The organism is Arthrobacter sp. B6 (assembly GCF_001663775.1).
Taxonomy (GTDB): domain Bacteria; phylum Actinomycetota; class Actinomycetes; order Actinomycetales; family Micrococcaceae; genus Arthrobacter.
The window spans coordinates 297,855-322,167 of record NZ_KV467169.1 but is presented as its reverse complement, the minus strand read 5'-3'; the positions used below and the strand labels follow the sequence as shown (position 1 = coordinate 322,167).

Below are 24,313 nucleotides of genomic sequence, written 5' to 3'. Positions count from 1 at the left end.
AATATGCCCGATTTGGAATTTTCGGAAATGCTGTTCTAAGATATTTGAGTTGCTTCGGGGAAACGCGGGGACAACAGAGAGATCTGGGGCTGTGGCGCAGCTGGTAGCGCACCTGCATGGCATGCAGGGGGTCAGGGGTTCGAGTCCCCTCAGCTCCACCGGACGATCCGCCGGAATCAATAGATTCCGGCGGATTTTTTGTTGCCCCAGAAGGAATGCGTCCCTCCAGCCGGCCGCGAAACTGCTTCAGCCGTGTTGCGCCGAAACGCCGCGTCCGATTGGCGTCCACGGCGATTCTGCATTAAGCTGATCAGGTTGCTTCCGCGAGCGAAAGTTCAAAGAAACAGAAGTTTGGGGCTGTGGCGCAGCTGGTAGCGCACCTGCATGGCATGCAGGGGGTCAGGGGTTCGAGTCCCCTCAGCTCCACCAAACACAAGAAAGCCACCCCTCCGGGTGGCTTTCTTGGTTCCCGCCGGAGGCGGCATTTCGCACGGGGCCGTTCATCAGGTCCAATCGGACCGGCGCAGCGGTGGCTCCGCGCCGCCCGGGCGCTGCACCAGGACCTGGTTCACTCCGGTAATTCCGGCCTCGAAGCCGAGGGCACTGGAGGCCATGTACAGCCGCCACACCCGCGCCCGCCCCAGGCTCGTCAGACTGACGGCCTCATCCCAGTTGGCTTCCAGCCGCCGCACCCACGCACGCAGGGTCAGCGCGTAGTGCCGGCGCAGGGCTTCGACGTCGAGGATTTCCAGGCCGCCGGCCTCCAGGGCACTGACCATCTCGCCCAGGCTGATCATTTCGCCGTCGGGGAAAACGTAGCGGGGGATGAAGGAGTCCGGGTCCGGGCTGGTAGGCCCGGCATTCCATGAGATCGCGTGGTTCAGCAGCCGGCCGCCGGGCCGAAGCAGGCTGTACAGCCGGGAAACGTAACCGGGCGTCTGGTCACGGCCCACGTGCTCGGACATACCGATCGAACTGATCGCATCGAAGGGACCGTCGTCCACGTCGCGGTAATCCTGGACCCTGATATCGATTCTCTCCGTCAGGCCGGCGTCGGCGGCCCGCTTGCGCGCCAGGACCGCCTGTTCAGTGGACAGCGTCACCCCGACGACGCTGACGCCATAACGGTCAGCGGCGTGGAGGGCGAAACTGCCCCAGCCGCAGCCGACGTCCAGCACCCTCATGCCCGGTTTCAGCCCGAGCTTGCGGCAGACCAGGTCCAGCTTGGCTTCCTGGGCGGCGTCGAGCCCGGCCACCAGGCTGTCGGGTCCACCGTTCCCGGGACCGTCGCCTGCGGGATCCGATCCAAGGCTGCTGTCCCAGACTGCACAGGAGTACACCAGCGATGGCCCGAGCACCAGTGAGTAGAAGTCGTTGCCGACGTCGTAGTGGTGCGAGATCGCGGCGGCGTCCCGGCGCTTGGAGTGCGTGCGCCCAGCCCGGTGGACGCGCGCCTCCTCCGGCGGAGGCGCGGGATTAAGCCCCAGGGCCCCCAACCTGACGGCGGTCTTCAGTAAAGTCCAGACTTCAGCGAGGCTGGGAGGCTTGAACGGGCCGGGCTCGGCGAACTTTCCCGCGGAGCTGAGGGCCGTGAAAGCCGCGAAGATGTCACCTGGCGAATCGATGTCACCGGCAACGTAAGCCCGGCTCAAGCCAAGCTGGCCCGGTGACCACAGGATCCGCCGGAGGGCACGACGGTTACGGAACTCCAGCACGGGCGCGTCCGGCGGCCCCGCCTCGGATCCGTCCCAGGCCCGCAGCCGGAGCGGGATCTCCCCGGTCCCCAGCACGATGCAAAGCGCCCTGGCCAGCCGTGATGCAGCAGTAGTGTTCTTCATGTTGGGTGCCTCTCTTCCGCCATGCGCCAACAGTACGGCCGACCCGGGCGCCTGTCAGCGATTGCGGGCGATTTTCTGGCCGAAATTCGAACCGCGCCATGAACGGTGCAGCCCGATTATCATTGGGAGGTGACTGACGACCTTCCCCCCTGCCCGGCATGCTCCAGCCCGTACGCCGATGAAATGGGCGCGCTCTTGGTCAGCCCGGACGGGGCGGGTCCCATCCAGCCCACATCCTCTGTCGTGGAGAAGGCCTAGCGGAGCCGGACAGGCCATGGAAAAGCAGCTGGTGGATGTTGCGGTGGTTGGTGCAGGGCAGGCCGGGCTCTCCGCCGCCTACCACCTGCAGCGCCGCGGTCTTGCCCCTGCAGGTACCCGCCAGGACGCTACGTATGCCGTTTTCGACGCCGAGGAAGGGCCGGGGGGTGCCTGGCGGCACCGCTGGAAAAGCCTCCGGATGGCCACAGTCAACGGCATCAGTGACCTGCCAGGCATCGCGAAGCCGGACGTGGATCCGGCGGAACCCAGCTCCGATTTCCTGGCCCGCTACTTCGGCGGCTACGAGCGGGACCTCGGGCTGGCCATCAGGCGGCCAGTCAAGGTCACCGCCGTCACCCGGGAAGACACCGACCCCGTCGGCCGGCTTGGCATCACCACGTCCGACGGCGACTGGTCCGCAAAGGCGGTCATCAACGCCACCGGCACCTGGACCAGGCCGTTCTGGCCCATCTACCCGGGACAGTTCACCTTCCGGGGCAGGCAACTGCACGTCGCCGATTATGTCTCCGCGGAGGAGTTCCGCGGCCGGCACGTCATCGTGGTCGGAGGAGGAATCTCCGCCGTCGGCCTCCTGGACGAAATCTCCCGGGTGACCACTACCAGCTGGTTCACCCGCAGGGAACCCGAATGGAGGGATGCCGACTTCGACGCCCAGGCCGGCCATAACGCCGTGGCCCTCGTGGAGGAACGCGTCCGCCAGGGGCTGCCGCCGCAAAGCGTCGTTGCCGTCACCGGCCTGGTCTGGACGCCAGCGCTGCGGGCCGCGGCCAGACGGGGAGTGCTGGACCGCCGTCCCATGTTCACGTCCATCGAGCCCGACGGCGTCAGGCTGCCGGACGGCAGCCTGCTCGCCGCCGACGTCATCCTGTGGGCCACCGGTTTCCGGGCCGAACTCGAACACCTCGCCCCGCTGCATCTCCGCGGGCCCGGCGGAGGCATCGCCATGGACGGCACGCAGGTGGCCGCGGAGCCGCGCGTCCACCTCGTGGGCTACGGGCCGTCGTCGTCCACCATCGGGGCGAACCGGGCCGGACGCGCTGCCGTGGCGGCCATCCTGAAACTGCCCGGACTTCAATACGGAACCTCCACGGCACCATCCAATGAAAAGGCGGCACCAGCCAGTGGCACACAACAGTCTTGAGGACGTCTTCGGGACGCTGCGGCGGCGCCCGGACGTGGAGGCTCCGAATCTCCAGGCCTGGGATGCCACGGACAGGCTCCTGCTGGAGACGGCGGCGGACCGCACAGGTCCGAACAGCAGCGTGGCCGTTATCGGGGACCGCTACGGCGCCCTCACGCTGGGCGCCCTGGCCACACTGGGAGTGCGCACGGTGCGCGTACACCAGGACCTCATCACAGGCGAGCGTGCACTCCGGAACAACGCCGCCGCCCTGGGCCTGGACTCCGCTCTCCCGGACGCCGGTGTACGGCATCGGTTCGAGCAGCTGCCGCTGGGGAAGGAACTGCTTTCCGGCGCCGACCTCGTCCTGCTGCAACTGCCCAAGACCCTGGCCGAACTCGACGACGTCGCCGGGGCTGTGGCACGCCACGCTGCTCCCGGGGCCGTGCTTTTGGCCGGTGGCCGCGTCAAGCACATGTCGCTGGGAATGAACGCCGTGCTCGAACGGTATTTCGGGACGGTCCAGCCGCAGCTTGCCCGGCACAAATCCCGCGTCATCGTGGCCGCGGACGCCAGGGGAGCGTCAGGACCGGATCCGGTTCCCGTGGTGGAGCACCTCGCTGAGCTGGACCTGGACGTCGCCGCACACGGGGCTGTCTTTGCCGGGGCCAGGCTGGACATCGGCACCCGGTTCCTGCTGACGTTCCTGCCCGCGATGCCCGCCGCCCGGCGCGCAGTGGACCTGGGCTGCGGCACCGGGATCCTGGCCGCCATGTACGCCAGGCAGCACCCCGAAGCCGAGGTCACCGCCACCGACCAGTCAGCGGCCGCCGTCGCATCCGCACAAGGTACGGCTGCAGCCAACGGCCTCGCCGGCCGGGTGAGTGTCCTCCAGGACGACGCCATGAGCACCCTCCCCGACGCCAGCGTGGACCTTATCCTGCTGAACCCGCCCTTCCACCTTGGCGCGGCCGTCCACGCCGGCGCCGGAATCAAGATGTTTGAGGCCGCCGGGAGGGTCCTCGCCCCGGGAGGCCAGCTGTGGACCGTCTTCAACCGGCACCTGAACTACCTGCCGGCACTGGACCGCCTGGTGGGCCCCACCGCCGTGATAGGCCACAACCCCAAGTTCACGGTAGCGGTCAGCACGAAGCGGGCATCACGGTAGGCCGTGGCCGCGGCGCGCCCTTGCCTCCACATATGGGCGGATGGCAGGCGGTAACGTACCATTCAGACATCATTTAGTGGCCGAAGACGTTTAGGGGAATCCGTGTCCGAAATCCGGCAGCCATCGCCAAGGCGCGGCACCAACCTGCCGCGGATGGGGGACTTCAACCTCACGGTCATCCTCGACGCCATCCGCAGGTCCTCCGGTGGCCTCAGCCGGGTGGAACTCGCCCAGATCGTGGGGCTCTCCCCGCAGACGATCTCCAACATCTCGCGCCGCCTGCTGGACCAGCACCTGATCGTGGAAGCCGGCAAGGAAGGCAGCGGCCCGGGCAAGCCGCGCACCATCCTCCGCCTGAACCCCTCAGGCATGTACGCGATCGGCGTCCACCTGGACCCCGCCGTGACAACATTCGTGGTGCTGGACCTTGTGGGCGCTGTGGTGCAGCACTCCCGGATCAAGACGCCCGGCGGGAACGATCCCGGTGCTGTGATCTCAACCATTGCCGCGGAGATCGGGCAACTGGTCACCGACTCCGGAGTGGACACTGCCAAGATCGCCGGCCTCGGCCTGGCAGCACCGGGCCCCATCGACCTGGACAACGGCACGGTGGTTGATCCGCCGCTGCTGCCCGGCTGGGACAGGGTTGAACTGCGCAACGCCCTGACCGAAGCCACCGGCTACTCCGTCCTGGTGGACAAGGACGTCACCAGCGCCGCCGTCGCCGAGACGTGGGCGGGCGGCCCCAGCGGCACCGGCAGCTTCATTTTTATGTACATGGGAACCGGCATCGGCTGCGGCATTGTGCTCAACGACGAGGTGGTCCGCGGAACGTCCGGCAACGCCGGCGAGATCGGGCACATCGTGGTGGACCCCGGCGGCCCCCTGTGCGACTGTGGCCTGCATGGCTGCGTGAAATCTTCGGCCATCCCGCAGGTGCTGGTGGCTGAAGCCGAAGCCGCCGGCATCCTGGACGGCGGTTCCCGCACCGACAACAGCGGGGCCGTTGTCCAGCAGAGCTTCTCACGGCTCTGTGACCTCGCTGATGAGGGGAACGCGCAGGCGCTCGCCATCATCGACAAGTCGGCAGTGCTCGTGTCCCGCGCCGTATCCGTGGTCACCAACACCCTTGATGTGGAGCGCGTTGTATTCGGCGGGCCGTACTGGAGCCGGCTGTCAGAGCGGTACCTGGAAAGGATCCCGCCGCTCCTGGAAGCCAACAGCGCGGCCCGGCTCATCCACACGATCGAGGTGGTTGGAACCGGGGTAGGGGAGGACGTGGGCGCCATCGGTGCCGCATGCCTGGTCCTGGAACATATGCTGGCCCCCCGCGCGCAGCGTCTGCTCCTGGAGAGCTGAATCCGCGGTGCCTTGCCCACGGCAGGGTGCCCGTCTAGCATTTGGATATCGCCGCGGCTGGGGCCCGCAGACAAGGGGACTGCAGCCATTTACTGAATGGAGCACCATGCGTCGCCGGGCCTTGAACATAACCTCCCTGATCGCCGCCGCAGCCCTGTTGCTGTGTGCCTGTTCGCCGGCGGCCCCGGCCGACCAGGCAAAGACCCTGAAGGTGGTCTACCAGAAGACAGATTCCTTCTCGGCGCTGGACAACCTCTTCCAGTCAGCCAAGTCTGAGTTCGAAGCCGCCCATGAAGGCGTCACGGTGGAGCTGCAGCCCATCCAGGCCAACGACGACGACTACGGCACGAAGCTGGCACTGGCCCTCCGGTCGCCGTCAACGGCCCCCGATGTCTTCTACGAGGACACGTTCAAGGTCCGTTCCGACGTTGACGCCGGCTTCCTGCTGAAACTGGATGACCATTTGGCGCAGTGGAAGGACTGGGAGAAATTCGACGACGCCGCCAAGGCTGCCGGTCTGGGGGACGACGGCGGCACGTACGCCGTCCCGCTGGGCACCGACACGCGCGCCATCTGGTACAACAAAAAAGTCCTGGCCGCTGCAGGCGTCGGCCTCCCGTGGGAGCCCCGCACCTGGCAGGACATCCTGGACACGGCCCGGAAAATCAAGGCCAACGACCCCACCGTGGTGCCTTTCAACATGTACGCGGGCAAGGGCACCGGTGAAGGCACCGTGATGCAGAGTTTCTATGAGCTTCTGTACGGAACCGGTGACGCCCTCTATGACGCCGACGCCAGGAAATGGGTGGTGGGCTCGGACGGGTTCACGGAGTCGCTGGCGTTCCTCAAGACCCTCTATGACGAACAGCTCGCGGTTTCCCCGGCCGAAGCCCTCGACGCGAACGTGTGGAAAAAGGTGTTCGGGGAGTGGCTCCCGCAGGGGAAAATGGGCGCCACGGTGGAAGGTTCCTACGCGCCGTCGTTCTGGCAGGAAGGCGGCAGCTACGAATGGCCGGAATACGGCACGGACATGGGAGTGGCCGCCTTCCCCACCAAGGACGGCCAGGCACCCGGCGCGGTCAGCATGTCGGGGGGATGGACGCTGGCCGTCGGGGCCGGCACGAAGGACCCGGACCTGGCCTTTGAGTTCCTGGGCACGGCGCTCAACCAGAAGAACTCACTGGCCTTCAACATCGCCAGCTCCCAGATCGCGGTCCGCGAGGACGTTGCAGCCGACGCCGGCTACCAGGCGGCAAACCCGTTCGTGAAAGACGTCTCCGACCTGGTCTCCGTCACGCATTACCGGCCGGCAACTGCCGACTACCCGCGGATTTCCGCAGCCGTGCAGGAAGCCACGGAAGCAGTAATCACCGGCTCGAAGTCCCCGGAACAGGCGGCTGCGGACTACGACGCCGCAGTGGCAGGCATCGTGGGCGGCGACAAGACCGTCCGGAAGTAGGCTGTGCCGGTTCTTCCCCTCATGCGTCCGTTGCCCACGTGGCGGATGCCGGCCGGGCTGCGGCGCAGGGCACGCCTGCTGCCGGTGGTTCCCGCCGTCCTGCTGCTGCTGGTGTTCCTGGCCGGTCCGGTGCTGTGGGCGTTCCAGGCGTCCTTCACCAATGCGGCGCTGACCGGACGGAACGCCCGCAGCCCGGGCTGGGTTGGCCTGGACAACTACCAGCGGCTGCTTACCGACCCCGTCCTGCCGCTTTCGCTGGGCCTGACCGTCCTCTTTGTCGGTGGCTCCGCCATCCTGGGGCAGAACCTGCTCGGGCTCACCATCGCGGTGCTGATGAGGCAGGCGCGGAAGCCGGTTGCCGCCGTCGTCGGGACTGCCGTGGTGGCCGCCTGGGTGCTTCCTGAGATTGTCGCCGCGTTTGCCGCGTATGCGTACTTCAGCCGGGACGGGACGCTGAACCAGCTGCTGGGCGGGCTGGGCTTCGGCCAGCCGGACTGGCTGTACTCCTTTCCGATGGCTGCGATCATGCTGGCCAACGTCTGGCGCGGTACTGCGTTCTCCATGCTGGTGTACCGCGCCGCCCTCAACGACGTCCCCGCGGACGTGACTGAGGCCGCCCTCATGGACGGCGCCACCGGCTGGCAGCGCCTGGCCTTCATCACGCTCCCCATGATCCGCGGCAGCATCGCCACCAACCTGATGCTCATTACGCTGCAGACGCTGGCAGTCTTCACGCTCATCTGGGTCATGACCGCGGGCGGGCCAGCGAATTCCAGCACTACGCTTCCCGTGCTGGCCTATGTGGAGGCGTTCAAATTCGGGGACATCGGTTACGGCACGGCGGTGGCGTCTTTGCTGATCCTTATCGGGGCTGTCTTCGGGGCGGCGTACGTCCGCCTCCTCCGCGAGGGCAAACCATGACGACGGCGGCACCGGCCTCCCGGCGCGAGCTGTACGTCGGGCCCTCCCGCGGCCAGCGGCGCGCCCGGCTTCCGGCGGACGCCGCCCTGCTGCTGATCGGGGCATGCTTCCTGCTGCCACTGTTGTGGCTGGTATTCGCCTCCCTCGACCCGGAAGCGGGCCACGAGACGCGGGTTCCCGGCGAGGTGTCCCTGGACAACTTTGCCGCGGTCATGACACCCGGCCTGCTGTTCCAGCCCCTGTGGAACAGCATGGTCCTCTCCGCCGGTACAGCGGCGGTCAACCTTGTGGCGGCGGTGCTGGCGGCCTATCCGCTCTCCCGCTACCGGTCCAGGTTCAACAGGCCGTTCCTCTACGCGGTCCTGTTCGGCACCTGCCTGCCCGTCACCGCCATCATGGTGCCCGTGTACGGGCTCTTCGTCCAGCTCGAGCTGCTGGACTCCATGCCCGCCACCATCTTCTTTATGGCCACCACCACGCTCCCCATGGCCATCTGGATGACGAAGAACTTTATGGATGCGGTGCCGGTCTCACTCGAGGAGGCCGCGTGGGTTGACGGCGCTTCCGGGCTTGCCGCCCTGCGCACAATCGTCCTTCCCCTCATGCGCCAGGGGCTGGGCGTGGTCTTTATCTTCGTCTTCATCCAGGCGTGGGGAAACTTCTTCGTCCCGTTCGTGCTGCTTCTGTCCGAGGCGAGACAGCCCGCCGCCGTTTCCATTTTCAGCTTCTTCGGACAGCACGGCGCGGTGGCCTACGGCCAGCTGGCCGCGTTCTCGATCCTTTATTCAGTTCCGGTCCTCGCGCTTTACGTCATCGTGGCGCGCGGAGCCGGCAGCTCCTTCGCCCTGACCGGTGCCATGAAGGGGTGAACCTGCATGGCCATCAGTCGATGTCCTCGACCACCACTCCAAAGGGGATGCTGTCGTCAAGGTGGGCCTGGTGGCCTGTGGGACCCACATTGTAGGTGACCCGGACACCGTGCAGCTGGTCTGCAGCGGACTGCTGCAGGACAGGCTTGACGGCAAGGATGAAGCTCTCGCTCTTGTCGGCGAGGAACTGCTTGTAACTGGCTGGAAGCTCGCTCATTGCAACAGGATAGACCTGCAGTGCCACGGATGGGGAGGGGTCCCCATTGCACGGGTCGCTGCGGCTGGCTTGGATAGTATGGCGGGCGGAGTGCAGTCAGCAGGCGATGGCCTGCCACACCGGCCATCAGGGGGAAATCCAGTGCTACAGACCAGTACATCCGCGAGAATCGAACCTGCGGAACTGGCCCGCGCGCAACAGGTGGTTGCCAACATCTCCCGCAGCTTCGACGCGAAGGTGGTGGGCCAGGCGCGGCTGCGGGAATCGCTGCTGATAGGGCTCATGACCGGCGGGCACATCCTGCTGGAAAGCGTCCCGGGCCTGGCCAAGACCACCGCCGCGCAGACGGTGGCCGAGTCCGTCAGCGCAGAATTCCGCCGGATCCAATGCACCCCGGACCTGCTGCCCAGCGACATCGTCGGCACGCAGATCTACGACGCCGCCAAGGGAACCTTCATCACCCAGCTGGGCCCGGTCCACGCCAACATCGTCCTCCTCGATGAGATCAACCGCTCCAGCGCCAAGACCCAGAGCGCCATGCTGGAGGCCATGCAGGAGCGGCAGACGTCCATCGGGGGACAGGAGTACAAGCTCCCGTCGCCGTTCCTGGTGCTCGCGACGCAGAACCCGATCGAGCAGGAAGGCACCTACCAGCTGCCCGAAGCCCAAATGGACCGCTTTATGATCAAGGACGTCCTGGACTACCCGTCCCCGGCGGAGGAGGCGGAGATCATCCGGCGGATCGACGCCGGGGTATTTACCCCGGAACAGATTCCGGCGGCGGCCGCCTCCCTCGATGCCGTGATGGGCGTCCAGGAGCTCGTGAAGCGCATCTACATTGATCCGGCCATCATCAACTACATCGTGGGCCTGGTGTTCGTCACCCGGAACGCCGGGCAGTACATCGACCGCAAGCTGGCAGGCTTCATCGAATTCGGCGCCAGCCCCCGCGCCAGCATCGCCTTCAGCCAGGCGGCCCGGGCCGTGGCGTTGATCAACGGCCGGGACCACGTGATCCCCGAGGACGTCAAATCGCTCGCGCACCGCGTGCTCAGGCACCGCCTCATCCTGGGCTTCGAGGCGGTGGCCGAGCAGGTGCCGGTGGAGACGGTCATCGACGCCATCGTGGCGTCCGTCCAGACACCCTGAGCCCCCCAATGACCAGCCTGCTCCAACGCGTGAGGTCGAAGATGTCCATCTTCGCCCACCGGAAAGCCCGCGGCATGCTCGACGGCGAGTACGGTTCCGTGTTCCGTGGCCGCAGCCTCGACTTTGACGACCTCCGGGCCTACATCCCGGGGGACGAGGTCCGGGACATCGACTGGAAAGCCTCAGCGCGCCACGGCTCACCGCTCATCAAGCGGTACGTTGCAGTCCGCCGGCAGACCCTCATGCTGATTGCCGATACCGGCCGGAACATGGCAGCCGAGTCCCGTGACGGCGAACCGAAGAAGGACATCGCGGTCATGGCCCTCGGCGTCATGGGCTATCTTGCCCACCGGCACGGGGACGTGGTGGGACTGGTCTGCGGCGACGCCCACGGATCCCGCACCCTTCCGGCCAAGGCCGGTGTTGCCCACCTGGAACGGCTGCTGCAGGAGGTTGATTCCGGGACAAGCCTGGGCAGCGGGCCCAGCCGGCTCCAGGAGCAGCTGCACCACGTGGCCCGCACCGTCAAGGGAAGGAAGCTGTTGTTTGTCGTCACGGACGAACTGGCGGAGGACCCCGGCCTGGAGCAGCTGCTCCGCCGGCTGCGGGCGCAGCATGAGATTCTTTGGCTCACCATCCGGGACGCTGAGCTTGCCGGCGGTGGCGCCGCGGATTCGTTCAGCGTGGCGGACGCCTCGCCGCTGCTGGACCGGATCGCGAGGTCGCCCGCAGTGGCTGCGGCGTATGCAACGGCCACGGCCGAACGGGAGTCCGGCCGGCATGCCATGCTGCGGAGCGTGGGGATCTCCGAGGGCCATGTGGCCAACAGCCACGACGTCATGACGGAACTGTTCGCCCTCCTGGAACGGCACAGGCGTGCAGGATAACGCCGGGTTCTATGGGCCGCTCCAGTACAGCCCGCTGTGGCTGTGGGCAGGGATCGCGCTGCTGACCCTCATCGTGGGCTGGTATGCCGCTGTTTTCCTCAGCACCCGCAACCGCCCGGCGCCGCCGGCAGCGCCGCGGTTCACGCCGCCGTCGGACATCCACAGCCTCAAGGAGGCGTACCTCGCGCGGATCGACGCCGTCGAAGCAGACGCCGCCGCCGGACGGCTGACGTCCCGCGCTTCCCACCAGGAACTGAGCCTCCTGGTCCGGAAATTCACCCGCGACGTCACCGGCGTGGACGCCCCCAGGATGACCTTGGCGGAACTGGGCAGCCACCCGCTGCCGGCCGCGGCCCACGCAGTGGGCAGGCTCTACCCCGGGGAGTTCGGCGCGGAACCGCTGCCGCCGCTGGCCCGGTCCGCCGAGACGGCACGCCAGGCGGTGCGCTCGTGGAACTGATGTACTGGTGGATCCTTCCCGTCGCCGCGGCGGCGGCAGCAGGTGCCGGCTGGCTCGTGTTCCGGAAGGGAAACCGGGAAAACGCACGACGGCGGCCGGTGGCCAACGCGGACCGGCTCACTGCCCTGCCCGAGTACCAGGCCGCCCTCCGGCGGTACCGCCGCTGGCTGGGCGTCGCGGCGCTCGCGGCGTCGGCCCTGGCGGCCTCCGCGGCCATCGCCGTCGCCCGGCCCGTGGAGCTGACCACCATCCGGCCCGTACAGCACAACCGGGACATCGTCCTGTGCCTGGACGCGTCCGGGTCCATGAGCAGCGCCGATGCCAGAGTGGTGGAGGTTTTCACCGAACTGGCCGCCGATTTCGACGGTGAACGGATCGGGCTCACGATCTTCGATAGCAGCGCCGTCCAGGTGTTTCCCCTGACCGACGACTACAGCTATGTGCAGGAGCAGCTGACAATGGCCAAGGATGCCTTCAACGGTGAAGCCGGGACCTCAGGCTTCCTGGACGGTACCTGGAACGGCCGCGGCTCGTCCCTGATCGGCGACGGGCTGGCCAGCTGCGTGGAGAGCTTCCCGGCCGCGGACGGAACGGCACATGACGGCCCGCCCCGGGACGAATCACCGCGCTCGCGGTCGGTGGTGCTGGCGACGGACAATTTCCTCTCCGGCGATCCGATCTTCACCCTGGACCAGGCGGGCGACCTGGCACAGGAACGTGATGTCCGGGTCTACGCCCTGAATCCGGGCGACTTTGATTACGGCACCGCCGCCGGACAGCCGGGTGCCTTGCTCCGGGCGGCAGCCGAAGCCACGGGCGGAGCCTATTACCCGCTGGACAGCCCGGATGCCGTGGCAGGCATTGTCCGGGACGTGCAGGCAACAGAGGCCGCGGCCATCCAGGGCGCGCCCCGCGCCGTGGTCTCGGACCGTCCGGACCTTCCCCTGACGGTGGCACTGCTGTCCGGCTTTGTCCTGGCCGGCGCGTCCTGGCGGCTCAGGCCATGACGCTGCATCCGGTGCTGCCAGGGTGGATCATGCTGCCGCTGATTGCCGCCGTCGTACTGTTCCTCGGTGGGCAGATCACCAGGGCCCGCCGACGGGACGCCGCCCGGGATCCGGGGGCTGTCCGCGATTGGCTGTTCCGCGGCATCCTCGTGCTGCTCGTCCTCGGTGCGGCGCTTCGGCCGGGTATCCCGGGCGGAAGCACAGACGCTGCGACGGCGGATGTCAACGTTTTCTTTGTCGTGGACACCACCAGCAGCATCGCAGCCGAAGACTACGGGGACTCCCTGCCGCGGCTTCAGGGTGTGCGCCAGGACGTCAGGGCCATCGCGGCGGAGCTGGCCGGTGCACGCTTCTCGCTGATCACCTTTGACACCAATGCTGCCGTCCGGATGCCTCTGACCACAGACACCTCGGCACTGGACACCCTTGTCACGGTGCTGGAGCCGCAGGTCGCCGCCTACTCCAAGGGAAGCAGCGTCACCGTGGCGGCGAAGCTCCTGGGCGAGCGGCTCCGGGCAGCCCGCGAGAACAACCCCGAACGGCCGCGCGTCGTTTTCTATTTCGGTGACGGGGAACAGACCAGTGGAAAGGCGCCGGCACCGATGCGCGTGGACACGGGACTGGTCAGCGGGGGAGCCGTGCTCGGCTACGGCACGGCCGGGGGCGGACGCATGAAGGAAAACACCGGGCCGGGCCCGGACCACGGCGCCGGCTATATCCCGGACCGGCGCGGCGGCACCGGCCAGGACGCCCTCTCCGTCATGGACGAAGGCCAGCTCCGGCAGATCGCCGGCGACCTGGGCGTTCCCTACGTGCACCGCTCGGCAGGTGACGCAACGGCGCCCATGCTGCAGGAAGCCAACCCGGGCACCCTCCGGCGCGGGGAAGGGGACGGCAACTTCGAGGGACGGATGGAACTGTATTGGATCCTGGCGGCGGGGGCGTTCGTGCTTGCCCTGAGGGAAACGGTGCTGGTGCTCCGGCAACTGCGGGAGCTCCGGCCGCCGGTCCAGAGCGCTCCGGTGGACCAGGCCAGAACGTCAACCCGGCCCAGGCCGGCAAAACCTTCGCCTCCCGGCCGTGACCGCCGGCCAGCACAAGGGGCGCTGAAATGAACCAGGATGTTTCATGGCCGCAAGCCACATTGCGCCGGCGCCGGCGGCTCCTCCTGCTCTGGTCCGGGCTGCCCGTGCTCCTTGTCCTCTGCCTGTCAGCCAAGCTGCTCAGCCTCGGCATCCTCGCGGGGCAGGCCGCCACAGGGTTTGAATCCCGTGATGCCAACGCAGTGGGCTCCGCTGCGGCGGGACTGCGGGCAGTCAACGTCATCGAACGCCACATAGCAGCCTTCGCAGAAGGCGACGCCCAGGTCCTGGCGGGGGATTTCGAGGCTGCGCGGCAGCGCTTCGAGGAAGCCCTGGCCCTGACCGGGGAAGATGATGAGTGCATCATCCGGGTCAACCTGGTACTCAGCATCGAACGGCTCGGTGATGCCCGGCTGGCTGCGAAGGATCCGCTGGCAGCCGGGCACCTTTTTGCCGAAGGGCTGGCGGTGGTGGACGGGGCACCCGAAGGGTGCCTGGAAGACTCGAACCAGTCGGCACAGGACGCGGGGGAGAAGCTGGAACAGGCAGAAGCCCGGCTGCGGCAGAAATCCGACGACGCGAAGGCGGGGGCGGAACCGCAGCCCGGGGACGCGAAAGGGGAGTCCCCTGCCGATGCCGATCCGGAGCGGCAGACCCAGCTGGAGCAGCTCAAGGAAAGCGCCCGGAATTCCCAGCTGGAACGCAACAACGGCCAGGAACGCGACGAATACCTGCGGGACGGCGATTACGGCTCCGGACCCGACAAGCCCTGGTAGCCGTTCCGCCAGCGAACAAAATTCTGTGGGGCCATGAAATACGGCGTAAAGCTGCGTCTTAATTCGGTGGCCAACTTGAACGCTTCCCGCCGGGCTCCTAGAGTTCTATACAAGTTACCGCGGTAACGTGTCAGCGATCCTCCGTCACGGAGGGTGTGGGTGCCCCCATGTGGGCCTGACATTTGCTCACGGACAACTTCATTCCAGGCGTAACAGTCGCGGCTGCGTCCTCGTGGAGTTCTCCCGTGTTCCCCAAACTCAATTCATTGCCGGCTACCGTCGCATCTGCTGACCGGTGGCTAACAACGACCCAAAGCCAAGGACGCAAATGTCACCCCCAAGCCTTATTGAAGCGCACCCAAATCTATCCGACACCGCCACCCCTGTGGCACTCTCGTACGAACTCTTCCCGCCACGCTCTCCGGCTGCTGCCGAGTCGCTCTGGAAAACCATCCGGGAACTCGAAACCACGGACCCGGACTACGTCTCCGTCACCTATGGTGCCGGTGGCTCCAACCGGGACACCGCCGTCGAGCTCATCAACCGGCTGCTACTGGAAACCACGCTGCGGCCCCTGGCCCACCTGACCTGCGTGGGCAACACGCCGAATGAACTCGCGGAGATCATCGGCGAGCTCCTGGACACCGGCGTGCGCGGCATCCTGGCGCTGCGCGGCGACCGTCCACAGGACGGCTCACCGCCGGTTGTCGGCTCACTGCGCTACGCGCAGGACCTGATTGAACTCGTCCGGCGCGTGGAGCAGCGCCGTTCCGCATTGCTGTGCGCCGGAAAAATCGCCGTTGGGGTGGCTGCCTACCCCACCCGACACCCGGAATCCCCCAGCGAGGACCATGACGTGGAGGTGCTGCTTGCCAAGCAGCGCTCCGGCGCCGACTTCGCCATCACCCAGGTCTTTTTCCGCGCCGAGCAGTATGCGGACCTCCTCACCCGGGCCCGCCGTGCCGGGGTCACCATCCCCATCATCCCGGGCGTTATGCCCTTCACCAGCCTCCGCAGGGTCAAACGGCTGGGCGAACTTAGCGGCGTAGAGCCGGCACCTGAGCTCGTTGCCCGCCTCGCTTCCGCGGACAGCGACACCGAACGGCTCCGGATCGGCGTCCGCGCCACGGTGGATCTGGCCAAGGCTGCCCTCGACGCCGGCGCCCAGGGCATCCACCTGTACACCTTCAATGAACATGAGAGCGCGCTGGAAGTGCTGGACAAGCTGGTGCTCCCACGGCATTCCCGCTCCGCCAGCCGGCGCACCGCAATCCTGCAGCGCCAGCTCGCCAGCTGAGCCGCGCGGCCTCAAGACTCTTCACAACGTTCCACCAAACTTCCAAGGACTTCCCATGACTGAACTGAACACCCCCTTTCCCGCTGCCTCCATTCTTGGCTACCCGCGCATCGGCCGCCGCCGTGAACTGAAAAAGGCCATTGAAGCCTACTGGGCCGGCAAGATCGACGCCGCCGCCCTGGACGCCGCCGCCAAGGAGATCCAGCTGGGCACGGCCAAGCGCCTCCAGGGCCTGGGCCTGACCGAAGCCGCCGCCGTTCCGGGCACCTTTTCCTACTACGACCAGGTGCTGGACGCCGCCGCCCACCTCGGTGCCGTGCCGGCCCGTTTCGGCAACCTGCTTAACGCCGAAGGCCAGCTGGACATCGATGGCTACTTCACCCTTGCCCGCGGAAACAAGGAACAGCAGCCGCTGGAAATGACCAAGTGGTTCGACACCAACTACCACTACCTCGTTCCGGAAATCGGTCCGGAGACCAACTTCGCGCTGACCTCCAACCGCATCGTGGAAGAGTTCGAGTACGCCCTGGCCAACGGCGTCGAGACCCGCCCGTACATCGTGGGTCCGGTCACCTTCCTGCTGCTGAGCAAGGCCTCCGACGACGCCCCCGCCGGCTTCAGCCCGCTGTCCCGCCTTGAGGATGTCCTCCCGGTCTACACCGCGCTGCTGGAGAAGCTGGCCGCCGCAGGTGCCGGCTGGGTCCAGCTGGACGAGCCCGCTCTGGTGGTTGACCAGGACGCCTCCGCCGCGGAGATCCAGGCCGCCGTGGCCCGCAGCTACGAGATCCTGTCAGCTGCAGCCAACCGCCCGCAGCTGTTTGTCTCCACCCCCTACGGCGCGCTGAACGAGCAGTTCGGCACCCTCGCCGGCTCCGGCATCGACGCCCTGCACATCGACGTCTTCAAGGGCGCCGTCCCCGCTGCAGCCGAGCTGGCCACCCTGGGCAACAAGACCCTGGTTGCCGGTGTTGTGGACGGCCACAACATCTGGCGCAACGACCTGCAGGCCTCGGCAGACAAGATCGCCGAGCTGAAGAAGTCCGTGGACAGGCTGGCCATCAGCACCTCCACCTCCACCCAGCACGTCCCGCACGACGTCGAAGAAGAGGCACAGCTGTCCGAGCAGCTCCGCAGCTGGCTGGCTTTCGCGGACCAGAAGGTCGTTGAAGTTGCCACCCTGGCCGGCGTCCTGACTGATGCCGCCGCCGTGCAGCCGGCCATCGACGAGGCCACCCGCATCATCGCCTCCCGCGCCGCCGCCGAAGGCGTCCAGCGCGCCGACGTCCGGGCCCGCACTGCAGCACTGACCCCGGCCGACTTCAACCGCTCCGAGTACTCGGTCCGCGAAGCCGCCCAGGAAGAGGCACTGCACCTGCCGCCGCTGCCCACTACCACCATCGGCTCGTTCCCGCAGACGTCGGAAATCCGGTCGGCCCGTGCCCGCAACAACAAGGGCGGCCTCACCAACGAGCAGTACGAGCAGCTCATGAAGGACGAGATCAAGCGCGTCGTGGAGCTCCAGGAGGAGCTCGGCTACGACGTCCTGGTGCACGGCGAGCCCGAGCGCAACGACATGGTGCAGTACTTCGCCGAGAACCTCGAAGGCTTCGACGTCACCGTCCACGGCTGGGTCCAGTCCTACGGTTCACGGTGCACCCGGCCCTCCATCCTGTGGGGCGACGTCACCCGCAGCGCCCCCATCACGGTTAAGTGGGCCGAGTACGCCCAGTCCCTGACCAGCAAGCCGATGAAGGGAATGTTGACGGGTCCGGTCACCATCCTGGCCTGGTCCTTCGTCCGTGACGACCAGCCCCTGGGCGAGACCGCCAACCAGGTTGGCCTGGCCCTGCGCGACGAGATTGCCGACCTGGAAGCCGCCGGCATCAAGATCATCCAGGTGGACGAGCCCGCCCTCCGCGAGCTCCTGCCGCTGCGCAAGGCCGACCAGGCAGCATACCTGGACTGGTCCGTGAACTCCTTCCGCCTGGCCACCGCCGGTGTCGCCGACGCCACCCAGATCCACACCCACCTGTGCTACTCGGAGTTCGGCGCGATCATCGACGCCATCGATGGCCTGGACGCGGACGTCACCTCCATCGAGGCTGCGCGTTCACGCATGGAGGTTGTCCACGACCTCGAGTCCCACGGCTTCGGCCGCGGCGTGGGCCCGGGCGTCTACGACATCCACTCGCCGCGCGTCCCGGGCGAGCAGGAAGTCACCGAACTCCTCAGCACCGCCGTCAAGCACGTCCCGTCCCGCCAGCTCTGGGTCAACCCGGACTGCGGCCTGAAGACCCGCGGCTACGCAGAGACCGAAGAGTCCCTGCGCAACCTGGTCAAGGCCACCAGGACGGTCCGCGCCGGCCTGCTGGAAGCAGCCAAGTAACTCAGCACGACAAATAAGTGGCGGCCCCTCACCTGGGTGAGGGGCCGCCGTCGCGCTTTAATCATCCACTGCTCCGTAGGTGCCCTTTTCAGGCTTCATAAGGGCAGTTACGGAGCAATCGATGCAGGATTCCCAGGCCGAGCTTGCAAAGCAGGGGACGGTAGGGGTCAATCGATTCAGGATTCCCAGAGGATCTCGTCGTCAACCACGCCATCCTCGTCGGCGGACACCACCAGGACTTCGTCGGTGAAGTGCGAGCCCAGCGTGAAATCAAGGACGAAGTAGCGTTCCGGCTGGCCGGGATAGATGCCGACGTGGCCGAGTTTCAGGGCCTTCAGGAACACGGCGTTGGTTAGTTGGCTGCGGTCCTCGACGCCGAAGACCTTCTTGAGGTGTTCGTCCTTGAGGGCGTTGCAGTGGAAGCGCAGGTACTCCTGCGGGCTGGTGCCTTCCTGCTCCAGTTCCTCTGCGATCATGTCCCGGACCTCATCAACGAGTTCGGGAAGGTAGCGGAGCCGGTAGTCCACCTTGTGCATGGCCGCTTCGTCAAAATGGTCATGCGCATTAATGTTCAGGTCCAGTTCCAGCGTGGTTCCACGCAGCTCATGTTTGGCGGCGATGTTGTGATCCTCACCGTGGTTGAGCTCGATTTCTCCAAAGTGCTGGCTCGCTACCCTGTTCATATCTTCAACATAGACCCGAAAAGCGGTCCGTTCCAGCATTCGGCCCTAATTGCCTGTTGTCCCCAGGCCTGCGAATGTTTCGGCCAGCAGGTCCACGAACAGCTGCACCCGGGCTGTCTTCTTCTCGTTGATCAGGAGCGCAAAAACGTTCCGGGCGAGCCTGATCTCCGGAACGTCCAGGACCACAACCCCGGCCGGCCGGTGCCTCAGTGCCAGTTCCGGCACCAGTGCGGCGCCCAGTCCGGCTGCCGCCATCTCCACGCTGGCATGGAAATCGTCGCTGTACGCGACCACGCGGGGATGCAGGTTGCAGCTCGCGAAGAGCCGTTCAATGACGACGGCGTCCGGAGTCCCGGGATGGTGCATGATCCACGGCATTTCGGACAGGTGGTCCGCGGCAACCTTCGCGTCCGAGCGGAACCCCCAGCCGGCGGGCAGCACCACGCGGAAGTTATCGTCCCCGATCCACTGCCGGTTGATCGTGTGCGGCCATGCCAGCCCGGACTGGCCCACCTGGAAGACCAATGCCACATCAAGTTCCCCGCCGGTCCGCAGCCCCTGGATGGTCTGGGACGGTTCCGCCACTGAGACCCTGAGGTCGATCCCCAGGTTCTTCCACGCCGGATTCTGCAGGATCCGGGGGAGGACGTAAGTGGCCAGGCTGGGAAAGATCCCCAGCCGCAATTCCTGGCTGGCACTGTCCTGCGTCCTGGAAGCGGCTGCCATCAGTGCCTCGATGTCCGTGAGCACCTTGGCCGCGTGCCGGGTCATCACCACGGCTGCTTCGGTGGGGACCACACTGCGGGCCGAGCGCTGGAAGAGGACCACTCCCGTGTCCCGTTCCAGGGCGGACATCTGCTGCGAAACGGCCGACGCAGTGTAGCCCAGCCGGGCCGCGGCGGCGGTAAAGGAGCCGAGCCGCGTTACTTCGAGCAGTGTCTTCAGATGTACGGGATTGACCACCCGCCCACACTACTCTGCCGGCCTGCAAGCGAAAAAGAAGCCGGCATCCGCACCCATCCTGAGCCCTCACGGTTCCGAACTGCCGGTGACTATCCGACGGCAAGTGTTCAGCAGAGGAGCAAAAATTGTCACCGACCCCAGCCTGGAGTGGCGGAGCGAGCAGACGCGTCGCAGTTATCGGCAGCGGAGTGGCCGGACTGACGGCGGCCTACGTCCTTAACCGGCAGGACACTGTCACCGTCTTTGAAGCGGATACGCGCCTGGGCGGCCATGCCCACACCCACAATGTGCCCCAGCAGGACGGCCCTGCTTTGGGAATTGACACCGGCTTCATCGTCCACAACGAACGGACCTATCCCACACTGCTCAAGCTGTTCGCCGAGCTGGGCGTGGAAACCCAGGGTTCCGAAATGAGCATGTCCATCCGCTGCGACGGCTGCGGCCTGGAGTACGCCGGTGCGCGCGGCGGGGCCCGCGGCATTATCGCCCGCCCGTCGAGCCTGCTGCGTGGACGCTACCTCCGGATGCTCGTTGAAGTCATGCGCTTCTACCGCCGGGCGCGCGCGCTCCTCGAGACGGCGCCGACGTCGTGCGCTGGCCACGGAACCCCGGTGCCGGAGCTGACCCTTGGCGAATTCCTGGTGCAGGAGCGGTTCAGCCCGTATTTCATCTCGCACTTCATGACGCCGGTGGTCAGTGCCGTCTGGTCCTGCGATCCTGCCACTGCACTGTCCTACCCGGCACGGTACCTGTTTACCTTCCTGGCGCACCACGGCATGCTCGGCGTCAAAGGTTCGCCCCAGTGGCGCACCGTCACAGGCGGTTCGGAGCGGTACGTGGAGAAGCTCGCCGCAACGCTGCCGGACATCCGGCTGGGCACGCCGGTAACTGCCGTCCGCCGGCACACCGACGGCGTGGAAATCACCACCGGGAAAGGCGTGGAAAACTTCGACGCCGTGGTTATTGCCGCCCACCCGGCGCAGGCCCTCGGGATCCTTGTTGACGCCAGCCCGGAGGAGAAGGACGCCCTGGGCGGCATGCCCTATTCCGTCAACCACACCGTCTTCCACCGCGATCCGGCGGTCCTTCCCGCCGCCGACAACGCCAGGGCCTCATGGAACTACCGGCTCCCCGGCTGCGATGCCCGTCCGGACAAAGTGCTGGTCAGCTACGACCTCACGCGGCTCCAGCGGCTCAAGCCCTCGGACGGCCGTCCCTATCTGGTCAGCCTGGGGGAGTCCGAACTCATTGCCGACGACCAGGTGCTCGAACGGATGGTGTACGAACACCCGCAGTACACGCCCGACTCACTCCGAGCGCAGCAGCGCATCGCCGGGCTCAGCGACCACCGCGTGGCTTTCGCCGGTGCCTACCTGGGTTGGGGTTTCCACGAGGACGGTGCGTTGTCCGGTGTCCGCGCCGCTGCGACCCTGGGCCGGAGCTGGACTGCTCCCGGGACGGCAGGGGAGCCTGAACTGCTGGTGGCAGCGGAGCCTGCATGACTTCCACCGCAGCCATCTACCGCACCTCGATATCGCATGTGCGGCACACACCCCTGAAGAACGCGTTCACGTACCGCAGCTACAGCTGGTTCGTTGACGTTGACCGGATCCCGCGCCTGCCGTGGCTGTTGCGGCCGCTGGCGGACTTCCGGGCCGGGGACCACCTGGGCGATCCTTCGGCAACCATCCGCGCCAATGTTGAGCGGTTCCTGCGGACCCGCGGGTTTGAGCCCGACGGCGGGACCATCCGGATGCTGACCAGCGCCCGGGTGTTCGGCCACGTCTTCAACCCGCTCACGCTTTTCTGGTGCTACCGGCAGTCCGGGGACCTGCAGTGCGTCGTCGCAGAAGTCCACAACACCTATGGTGAACGGCACTGCTACCTGCTGGAGACCGACTCCTCCGGCCGGGCCAGCGTGCCCAAGGCCTTCTACGTTTCACCGTTCAACGACGTTGACGGGCAGTACCGGATGAAGCTGCCAGCACCGGGCGAACGGCTCGCCGTATCGATTGTCCTGGAACGCGAAGGGCACCGGCCGTTTATCGCCACCATGGACGGAGAACGGCACGCCGCCACGGTCCAAAACATCCTCGCAGTGGCACTGGCCCTCCCGGCCGCGCCGATGCTGGTATCCGCCCTGATCAGAATCCAGGGCATCAAACTCTGGGCCAAACGCCTGCCCGTCGTCAAGAAACCACACCACCCCTCACAGGAGGCAGTCCAATGACCATGACCGACGAGAACGGAGCTGCAGCCGCGGAGCTTTCCACCGCCAAGCCAGCGTTGCGCCACCAGGTGACGGGATGGAACGCTGCCGGGGTACCGGCAGCGCCGCCCATCATCGATCCGGACATATGGCCCGGTGTTGCCCACGCGCCGTCGGGCAGCAAGGCACTGGTGGCGGGCAAGGCCGCGGGCCTGCTGTTCAAAGCGGCTGTCCGCCGGCTGCCCCTGCTCGTGTCCTACCCGGACGGTTCGGTCCTGGGGACCGGCGGTGCGGACGCTCCCGTCATGAGCATGGTCAGGCCGGGCGCGTTCGAGGCCCGGATCGGGGACAACGGCCTGATCGGTCTGGGTGAGTCGTTTATGGCGGGGGACTGGGAGGCGTCCGATCTCGCGGGCGTGCTGGAGGTCTTCGCGGCGTCCGTGGACACGCTGATCCCCGCCCCGCTGCAGAAACTGCGGACCCTCTACCTGCCCCGGACGCCCCGGCAGGAACGCAACGAGGAGCAGAACACGCGCAGCAACATTTCACGTCACTACGACCTCTCCAACGGGCTCTTCTCCAAGTTTTTGGACACCACCATGAGCTACTCGTCGGCGCTGTTCCCGGCCGATGCCGGAGCCCTGGCATCCGTCCCGTGGGAATCCCTGGCGGAAGCACAGCAGGCAAAGATCGACAGGCTGCTGGACAAGGCCGGTGTGAAGGCAGGGACACGCCTGCTGGAAATCGGCACAGGCTGGGGCGAGCTGGCACTGCGGGCAGCGGCACGCGGCGCCACCGTGTACAGCGTCACCCTTTCCAGCGAGCAGCAGTCCCTGGCCCAGGAGCGGATCGCCGCAGCCGGTTACGCGGATCAGGTCACCGTGGCGCTGCAGGACTACCGGGCTGTGGAAGGCGAGTTCGACGCCGTCGTCTCCGTTGAGATGATCGAGGCGGTGGGCTACGAATACTGGCCCATCTACTTCCAGACGATCGACCGTGTCCTGGCACCCGGCGGCAAGGTGGCCATCCAGGCGATCACCATGCCGCACGGGCGCATGCTTGCCACCCGCAACGCCTACACCTGGGTCCACAAGTACATTTTCCCCGGCGGATTCCTGCCCTCGGTGCGCGCCATCGAGGGAGTGACGCAGCAGCATACGACGCTCCGGGTCCGGGAGCGGATGGGCATGGGCGACCACTACGCGGCCACACTGCGTCTTTGGGAAGAGCGCTTCATGGCCCGTTCGCAGGAAGTCGGCCGGCTTGGCTTTGACGCGGTCTTCCAGCGGATGTGGCTGTTCTACCTCTGCTACTCGCGGGCAGGTTTCCAGTCGGGCTATCTGGACGTCCAGCAGATCGTGCTCGACCGCCGGGAGGTGCAACTCTAGCTGCCGTGATTGTGCGGGCCTGCTGTATTCTCTCGTGCGATTGGTCACTTCAAGGGGTCCCGAAGGTCGCTTCGGGGCCCCTTTCTTGGTGCCATACACAACATCCAGTGCCCCCGGAACCGGGCGCGACACGCCGTCCATGAGGCGACACGCTGAGGGATAAATGTGGCTAAGTACTCCACAGGGTGTGGATTTCGTCCCCGAAATCCGCGGATTCCCGGACATTTTGCAGTGCCTCTCCTGTGGATTAAAACTGCATTAAATGACATACTTGTAATACATCATCTTGGGGTTCCAGAGAGCCGTCTGCACTACATGTAGTATCTACATACAGCTTGAGCCGGATACCGGATGAGCAAGTTTTCAACAAAGGGGACAGGGACCATGACCGTTACGGTTTACACAAAGCCGGCCTGTGTTCAGTGCAACGCAACGTACCGCGCACTGGATAAGAAAGGCATCACCTACCAGAGCGTGGACATCTCCCAGGACGCCGAGGCCCTTGAGCGCCTGAAGGCACTGGGCTACATGCAGGCTCCTGTTGTGGTCACTGACCAGGACCACTGGTCAGGCTTCCGCCCGGACAAGATCGAGGAACTGGCGCTCTCCGCCGTTTCCTCCGTGGCCTAGGGCCCATTTTTCCTGCCGTCAGGCAACCTTCGATGCAGCTGAGGTGACTCCCGTGGCACTGGCAACAGCCGGGGCTTCCTTCACAGCGAATGGTGAAACCGACAATCCCGTCGACGCGGCTCAGCGCGCCGGACGGGATAGTGCCGGCGAGGACGAGACGGTTCCC

23 protein-coding genes and 2 tRNA genes are annotated in these 24,313 nt (G+C 66.4%); 21 read left to right on the top strand and 4 right to left on the bottom strand.

The genetic code is table 11. The features are described from left to right. The first annotated feature begins 85 nt into the window (after positions 1-85). Both AU175_RS16120 and AU175_RS16115 read left to right on the top strand, forming a co-directional pair. A tRNA-Ala gene (locus tag AU175_RS16120) sits at positions 86-158 on the top strand. A gap of 195 nt (positions 159-353) precedes the next feature. Further along, a tRNA-Ala gene (locus tag AU175_RS16115) sits at positions 354-429 on the top strand. 74 nt (positions 430-503) lie between these two features. On the opposite strand, the gene AU175_RS16110 is transcribed toward AU175_RS16115, so the two are convergent. Beyond that, complete coding sequence (locus tag AU175_RS16110) at positions 504-1,838, bottom strand: SAM-dependent methyltransferase (RefSeq protein WP_066291919.1); 1,335 nt, start codon at positions 1,836-1,838, stop codon at positions 504-506. A 129-nt stretch (positions 1,839-1,967) separates the two neighbouring features. Here AU175_RS16110 and AU175_RS22565 point away from each other — a divergent pair, with 129 nt between their 5' ends. The 7 genes from AU175_RS22565 (at position 1,968) to AU175_RS16080 (ending at position 9,013) form a co-directional block, all read left to right on the top strand. After that, entirely contained in the window at positions 1,968-2,096 is a 129-nt protein-coding gene (locus tag AU175_RS22565) for a hypothetical protein (protein WP_269449495.1), read from the top strand. 16 nt (positions 2,097-2,112) lie between these two features. Next, positions 2,113-3,258, top strand: coding sequence for an NAD(P)-binding domain-containing protein (locus AU175_RS16105; RefSeq protein WP_066291917.1), 1,146 nt, complete (start codon positions 2,113-2,115; stop codon positions 3,256-3,258). Then, positions 3,239-4,405: a class I SAM-dependent methyltransferase gene (locus tag AU175_RS16100; RefSeq protein ID WP_066291914.1), complete on the top strand. Its 1,167-nt coding sequence runs from the start codon at positions 3,239-3,241 to the stop codon at positions 4,403-4,405. Before AU175_RS16105 ends, AU175_RS16100 begins: the two co-directional genes overlap by 20 nt. A gap of 153 nt (positions 4,406-4,558) precedes the next feature. Next, a complete protein-coding gene (locus AU175_RS16095) occupies positions 4,559-5,764 on the top strand; it encodes an ROK family transcriptional regulator (protein WP_066294303.1) in 1,206 nt (401 codons plus the stop codon). Positions 5,765-5,870: 106 nt separating this feature from the next. Then, on the top strand, positions 5,871-7,223 hold the full coding sequence (locus AU175_RS16090) for an extracellular solute-binding protein (RefSeq protein ID WP_066291912.1): 1,353 nt from the start codon (positions 5,871-5,873) through the stop codon (positions 7,221-7,223). Between the two features lie 45 nt (positions 7,224-7,268). Further along, positions 7,269-8,144 (top strand): carbohydrate ABC transporter permease, encoded by an 876-nt coding sequence (locus AU175_RS16085; RefSeq protein ID WP_066294300.1) that lies wholly within the window; start codon positions 7,269-7,271, stop codon positions 8,142-8,144. Further along, a complete protein-coding gene (locus tag AU175_RS16080; RefSeq protein WP_066291910.1) occupies positions 8,141-9,013 on the top strand; it encodes a carbohydrate ABC transporter permease in 873 nt (290 codons plus the stop codon). Before AU175_RS16085 ends, AU175_RS16080 begins: the two co-directional genes overlap by 4 nt. A gap of 13 nt (positions 9,014-9,026) precedes the next feature. Here AU175_RS16080 and AU175_RS16075 read toward each other — a convergent pair whose 3' ends face one another. Next, the gene (locus AU175_RS16075) at positions 9,027-9,230 is read right to left on the bottom strand and encodes a hypothetical protein (protein WP_066294296.1); all 204 of its coding nucleotides are present in this window, start codon (positions 9,228-9,230) and stop codon (positions 9,027-9,029) included. Between the two features lie 141 nt (positions 9,231-9,371). On the opposite strand from AU175_RS16075, the gene AU175_RS16070 reads away from it, so the two are divergent. The 8 genes from AU175_RS16070 (at position 9,372) to metE (ending at position 18,274) form a co-directional block, all read left to right on the top strand. Beyond that, the gene (locus tag AU175_RS16070; protein ID WP_066291908.1) at positions 9,372-10,379 is read left to right on the top strand and encodes an AAA family ATPase; all 1,008 of its coding nucleotides are present in this window, start codon (positions 9,372-9,374) and stop codon (positions 10,377-10,379) included. An 8-nt stretch (positions 10,380-10,387) separates the two neighbouring features. Next, positions 10,388-11,266 carry a DUF58 domain-containing protein gene (locus AU175_RS16065; RefSeq protein ID WP_066291903.1) on the top strand — a complete coding sequence of 293 codons (879 nt, stop codon included), beginning with the start codon at positions 10,388-10,390 and terminating at the stop codon, positions 11,264-11,266. Next, positions 11,256-11,726 (top strand): hypothetical protein, encoded by a 471-nt coding sequence (locus tag AU175_RS16060; RefSeq protein ID WP_066291900.1) that lies wholly within the window; start codon positions 11,256-11,258, stop codon positions 11,724-11,726. The genes AU175_RS16065 and AU175_RS16060 overlap by 11 nt, the downstream gene beginning before the upstream one ends. Then, positions 11,726-12,733 carry a vWA domain-containing protein gene (locus AU175_RS16055; protein ID WP_082979254.1) on the top strand — a complete coding sequence of 336 codons (1,008 nt, stop codon included), beginning with the start codon at positions 11,726-11,728 and terminating at the stop codon, positions 12,731-12,733. The genes AU175_RS16060 and AU175_RS16055 overlap by 1 nt, the downstream gene beginning before the upstream one ends. Next, positions 12,730-13,848 carry a vWA domain-containing protein gene (locus tag AU175_RS16050; RefSeq protein ID WP_066291896.1) on the top strand — a complete coding sequence of 373 codons (1,119 nt, stop codon included), beginning with the start codon at positions 12,730-12,732 and terminating at the stop codon, positions 13,846-13,848. The genes AU175_RS16055 and AU175_RS16050 overlap by 4 nt, the downstream gene beginning before the upstream one ends. After that, positions 13,845-14,591, top strand: coding sequence for a hypothetical protein (locus tag AU175_RS21845; protein WP_066291894.1), 747 nt, complete (start codon positions 13,845-13,847; stop codon positions 14,589-14,591). Before AU175_RS16050 ends, AU175_RS21845 begins: the two co-directional genes overlap by 4 nt. Positions 14,592-14,919: 328 nt before the next feature. Beyond that, positions 14,920-15,888, top strand: a complete 969-nt coding sequence (locus AU175_RS16040) for a methylenetetrahydrofolate reductase (protein WP_066291891.1) — start codon at positions 14,920-14,922, stop codon at positions 15,886-15,888. 55 nt (positions 15,889-15,943) lie between these two features. Then, positions 15,944-18,274 (top strand): 5-methyltetrahydropteroyltriglutamate--homocysteine S-methyltransferase, encoded by a 2,331-nt coding sequence (gene metE / locus AU175_RS16035; RefSeq protein WP_066291888.1) that lies wholly within the window; start codon positions 15,944-15,946, stop codon positions 18,272-18,274. A gap of 176 nt (positions 18,275-18,450) precedes the next feature. Here metE and AU175_RS16030 read toward each other — a convergent pair whose 3' ends face one another. Then, the gene (locus AU175_RS16030) at positions 18,451-18,957 is read right to left on the bottom strand and encodes a DUF2004 domain-containing protein (RefSeq protein WP_066294294.1); all 507 of its coding nucleotides are present in this window, start codon (positions 18,955-18,957) and stop codon (positions 18,451-18,453) included. A gap of 45 nt (positions 18,958-19,002) precedes the next feature. Continuing rightward, positions 19,003-19,920 (bottom strand): LysR family transcriptional regulator, encoded by a 918-nt coding sequence (locus AU175_RS16025; RefSeq protein WP_066291885.1) that lies wholly within the window; start codon positions 19,918-19,920, stop codon positions 19,003-19,005. A 125-nt stretch (positions 19,921-20,045) separates the two neighbouring features. On the opposite strand from AU175_RS16025, the gene AU175_RS16020 reads away from it, so the two are divergent. From AU175_RS16020 to nrdH, 4 genes are all read left to right on the top strand, one after another. Then, positions 20,046-21,422, top strand: a complete 1,377-nt coding sequence (locus AU175_RS16020) for an NAD(P)/FAD-dependent oxidoreductase (RefSeq protein ID WP_066291882.1) — start codon at positions 20,046-20,048, stop codon at positions 21,420-21,422. Next, positions 21,419-22,150 (top strand): DUF1365 domain-containing protein, encoded by a 732-nt coding sequence (locus AU175_RS16015; protein WP_066291877.1) that lies wholly within the window; start codon positions 21,419-21,421, stop codon positions 22,148-22,150. The genes AU175_RS16020 and AU175_RS16015 overlap by 4 nt, the downstream gene beginning before the upstream one ends. Continuing rightward, the gene (locus AU175_RS16010) at positions 22,147-23,517 is read left to right on the top strand and encodes a class I SAM-dependent methyltransferase (RefSeq protein ID WP_066291874.1); all 1,371 of its coding nucleotides are present in this window, start codon (positions 22,147-22,149) and stop codon (positions 23,515-23,517) included. The genes AU175_RS16015 and AU175_RS16010 overlap by 4 nt, the downstream gene beginning before the upstream one ends. A 384-nt stretch (positions 23,518-23,901) precedes the next feature. Continuing rightward, positions 23,902-24,147 (top strand): glutaredoxin-like protein NrdH, encoded by a 246-nt coding sequence (gene nrdH, locus AU175_RS16005; protein WP_013601222.1) that lies wholly within the window; start codon positions 23,902-23,904, stop codon positions 24,145-24,147. Positions 24,148-24,313: the final 166 nt, after the last annotated feature.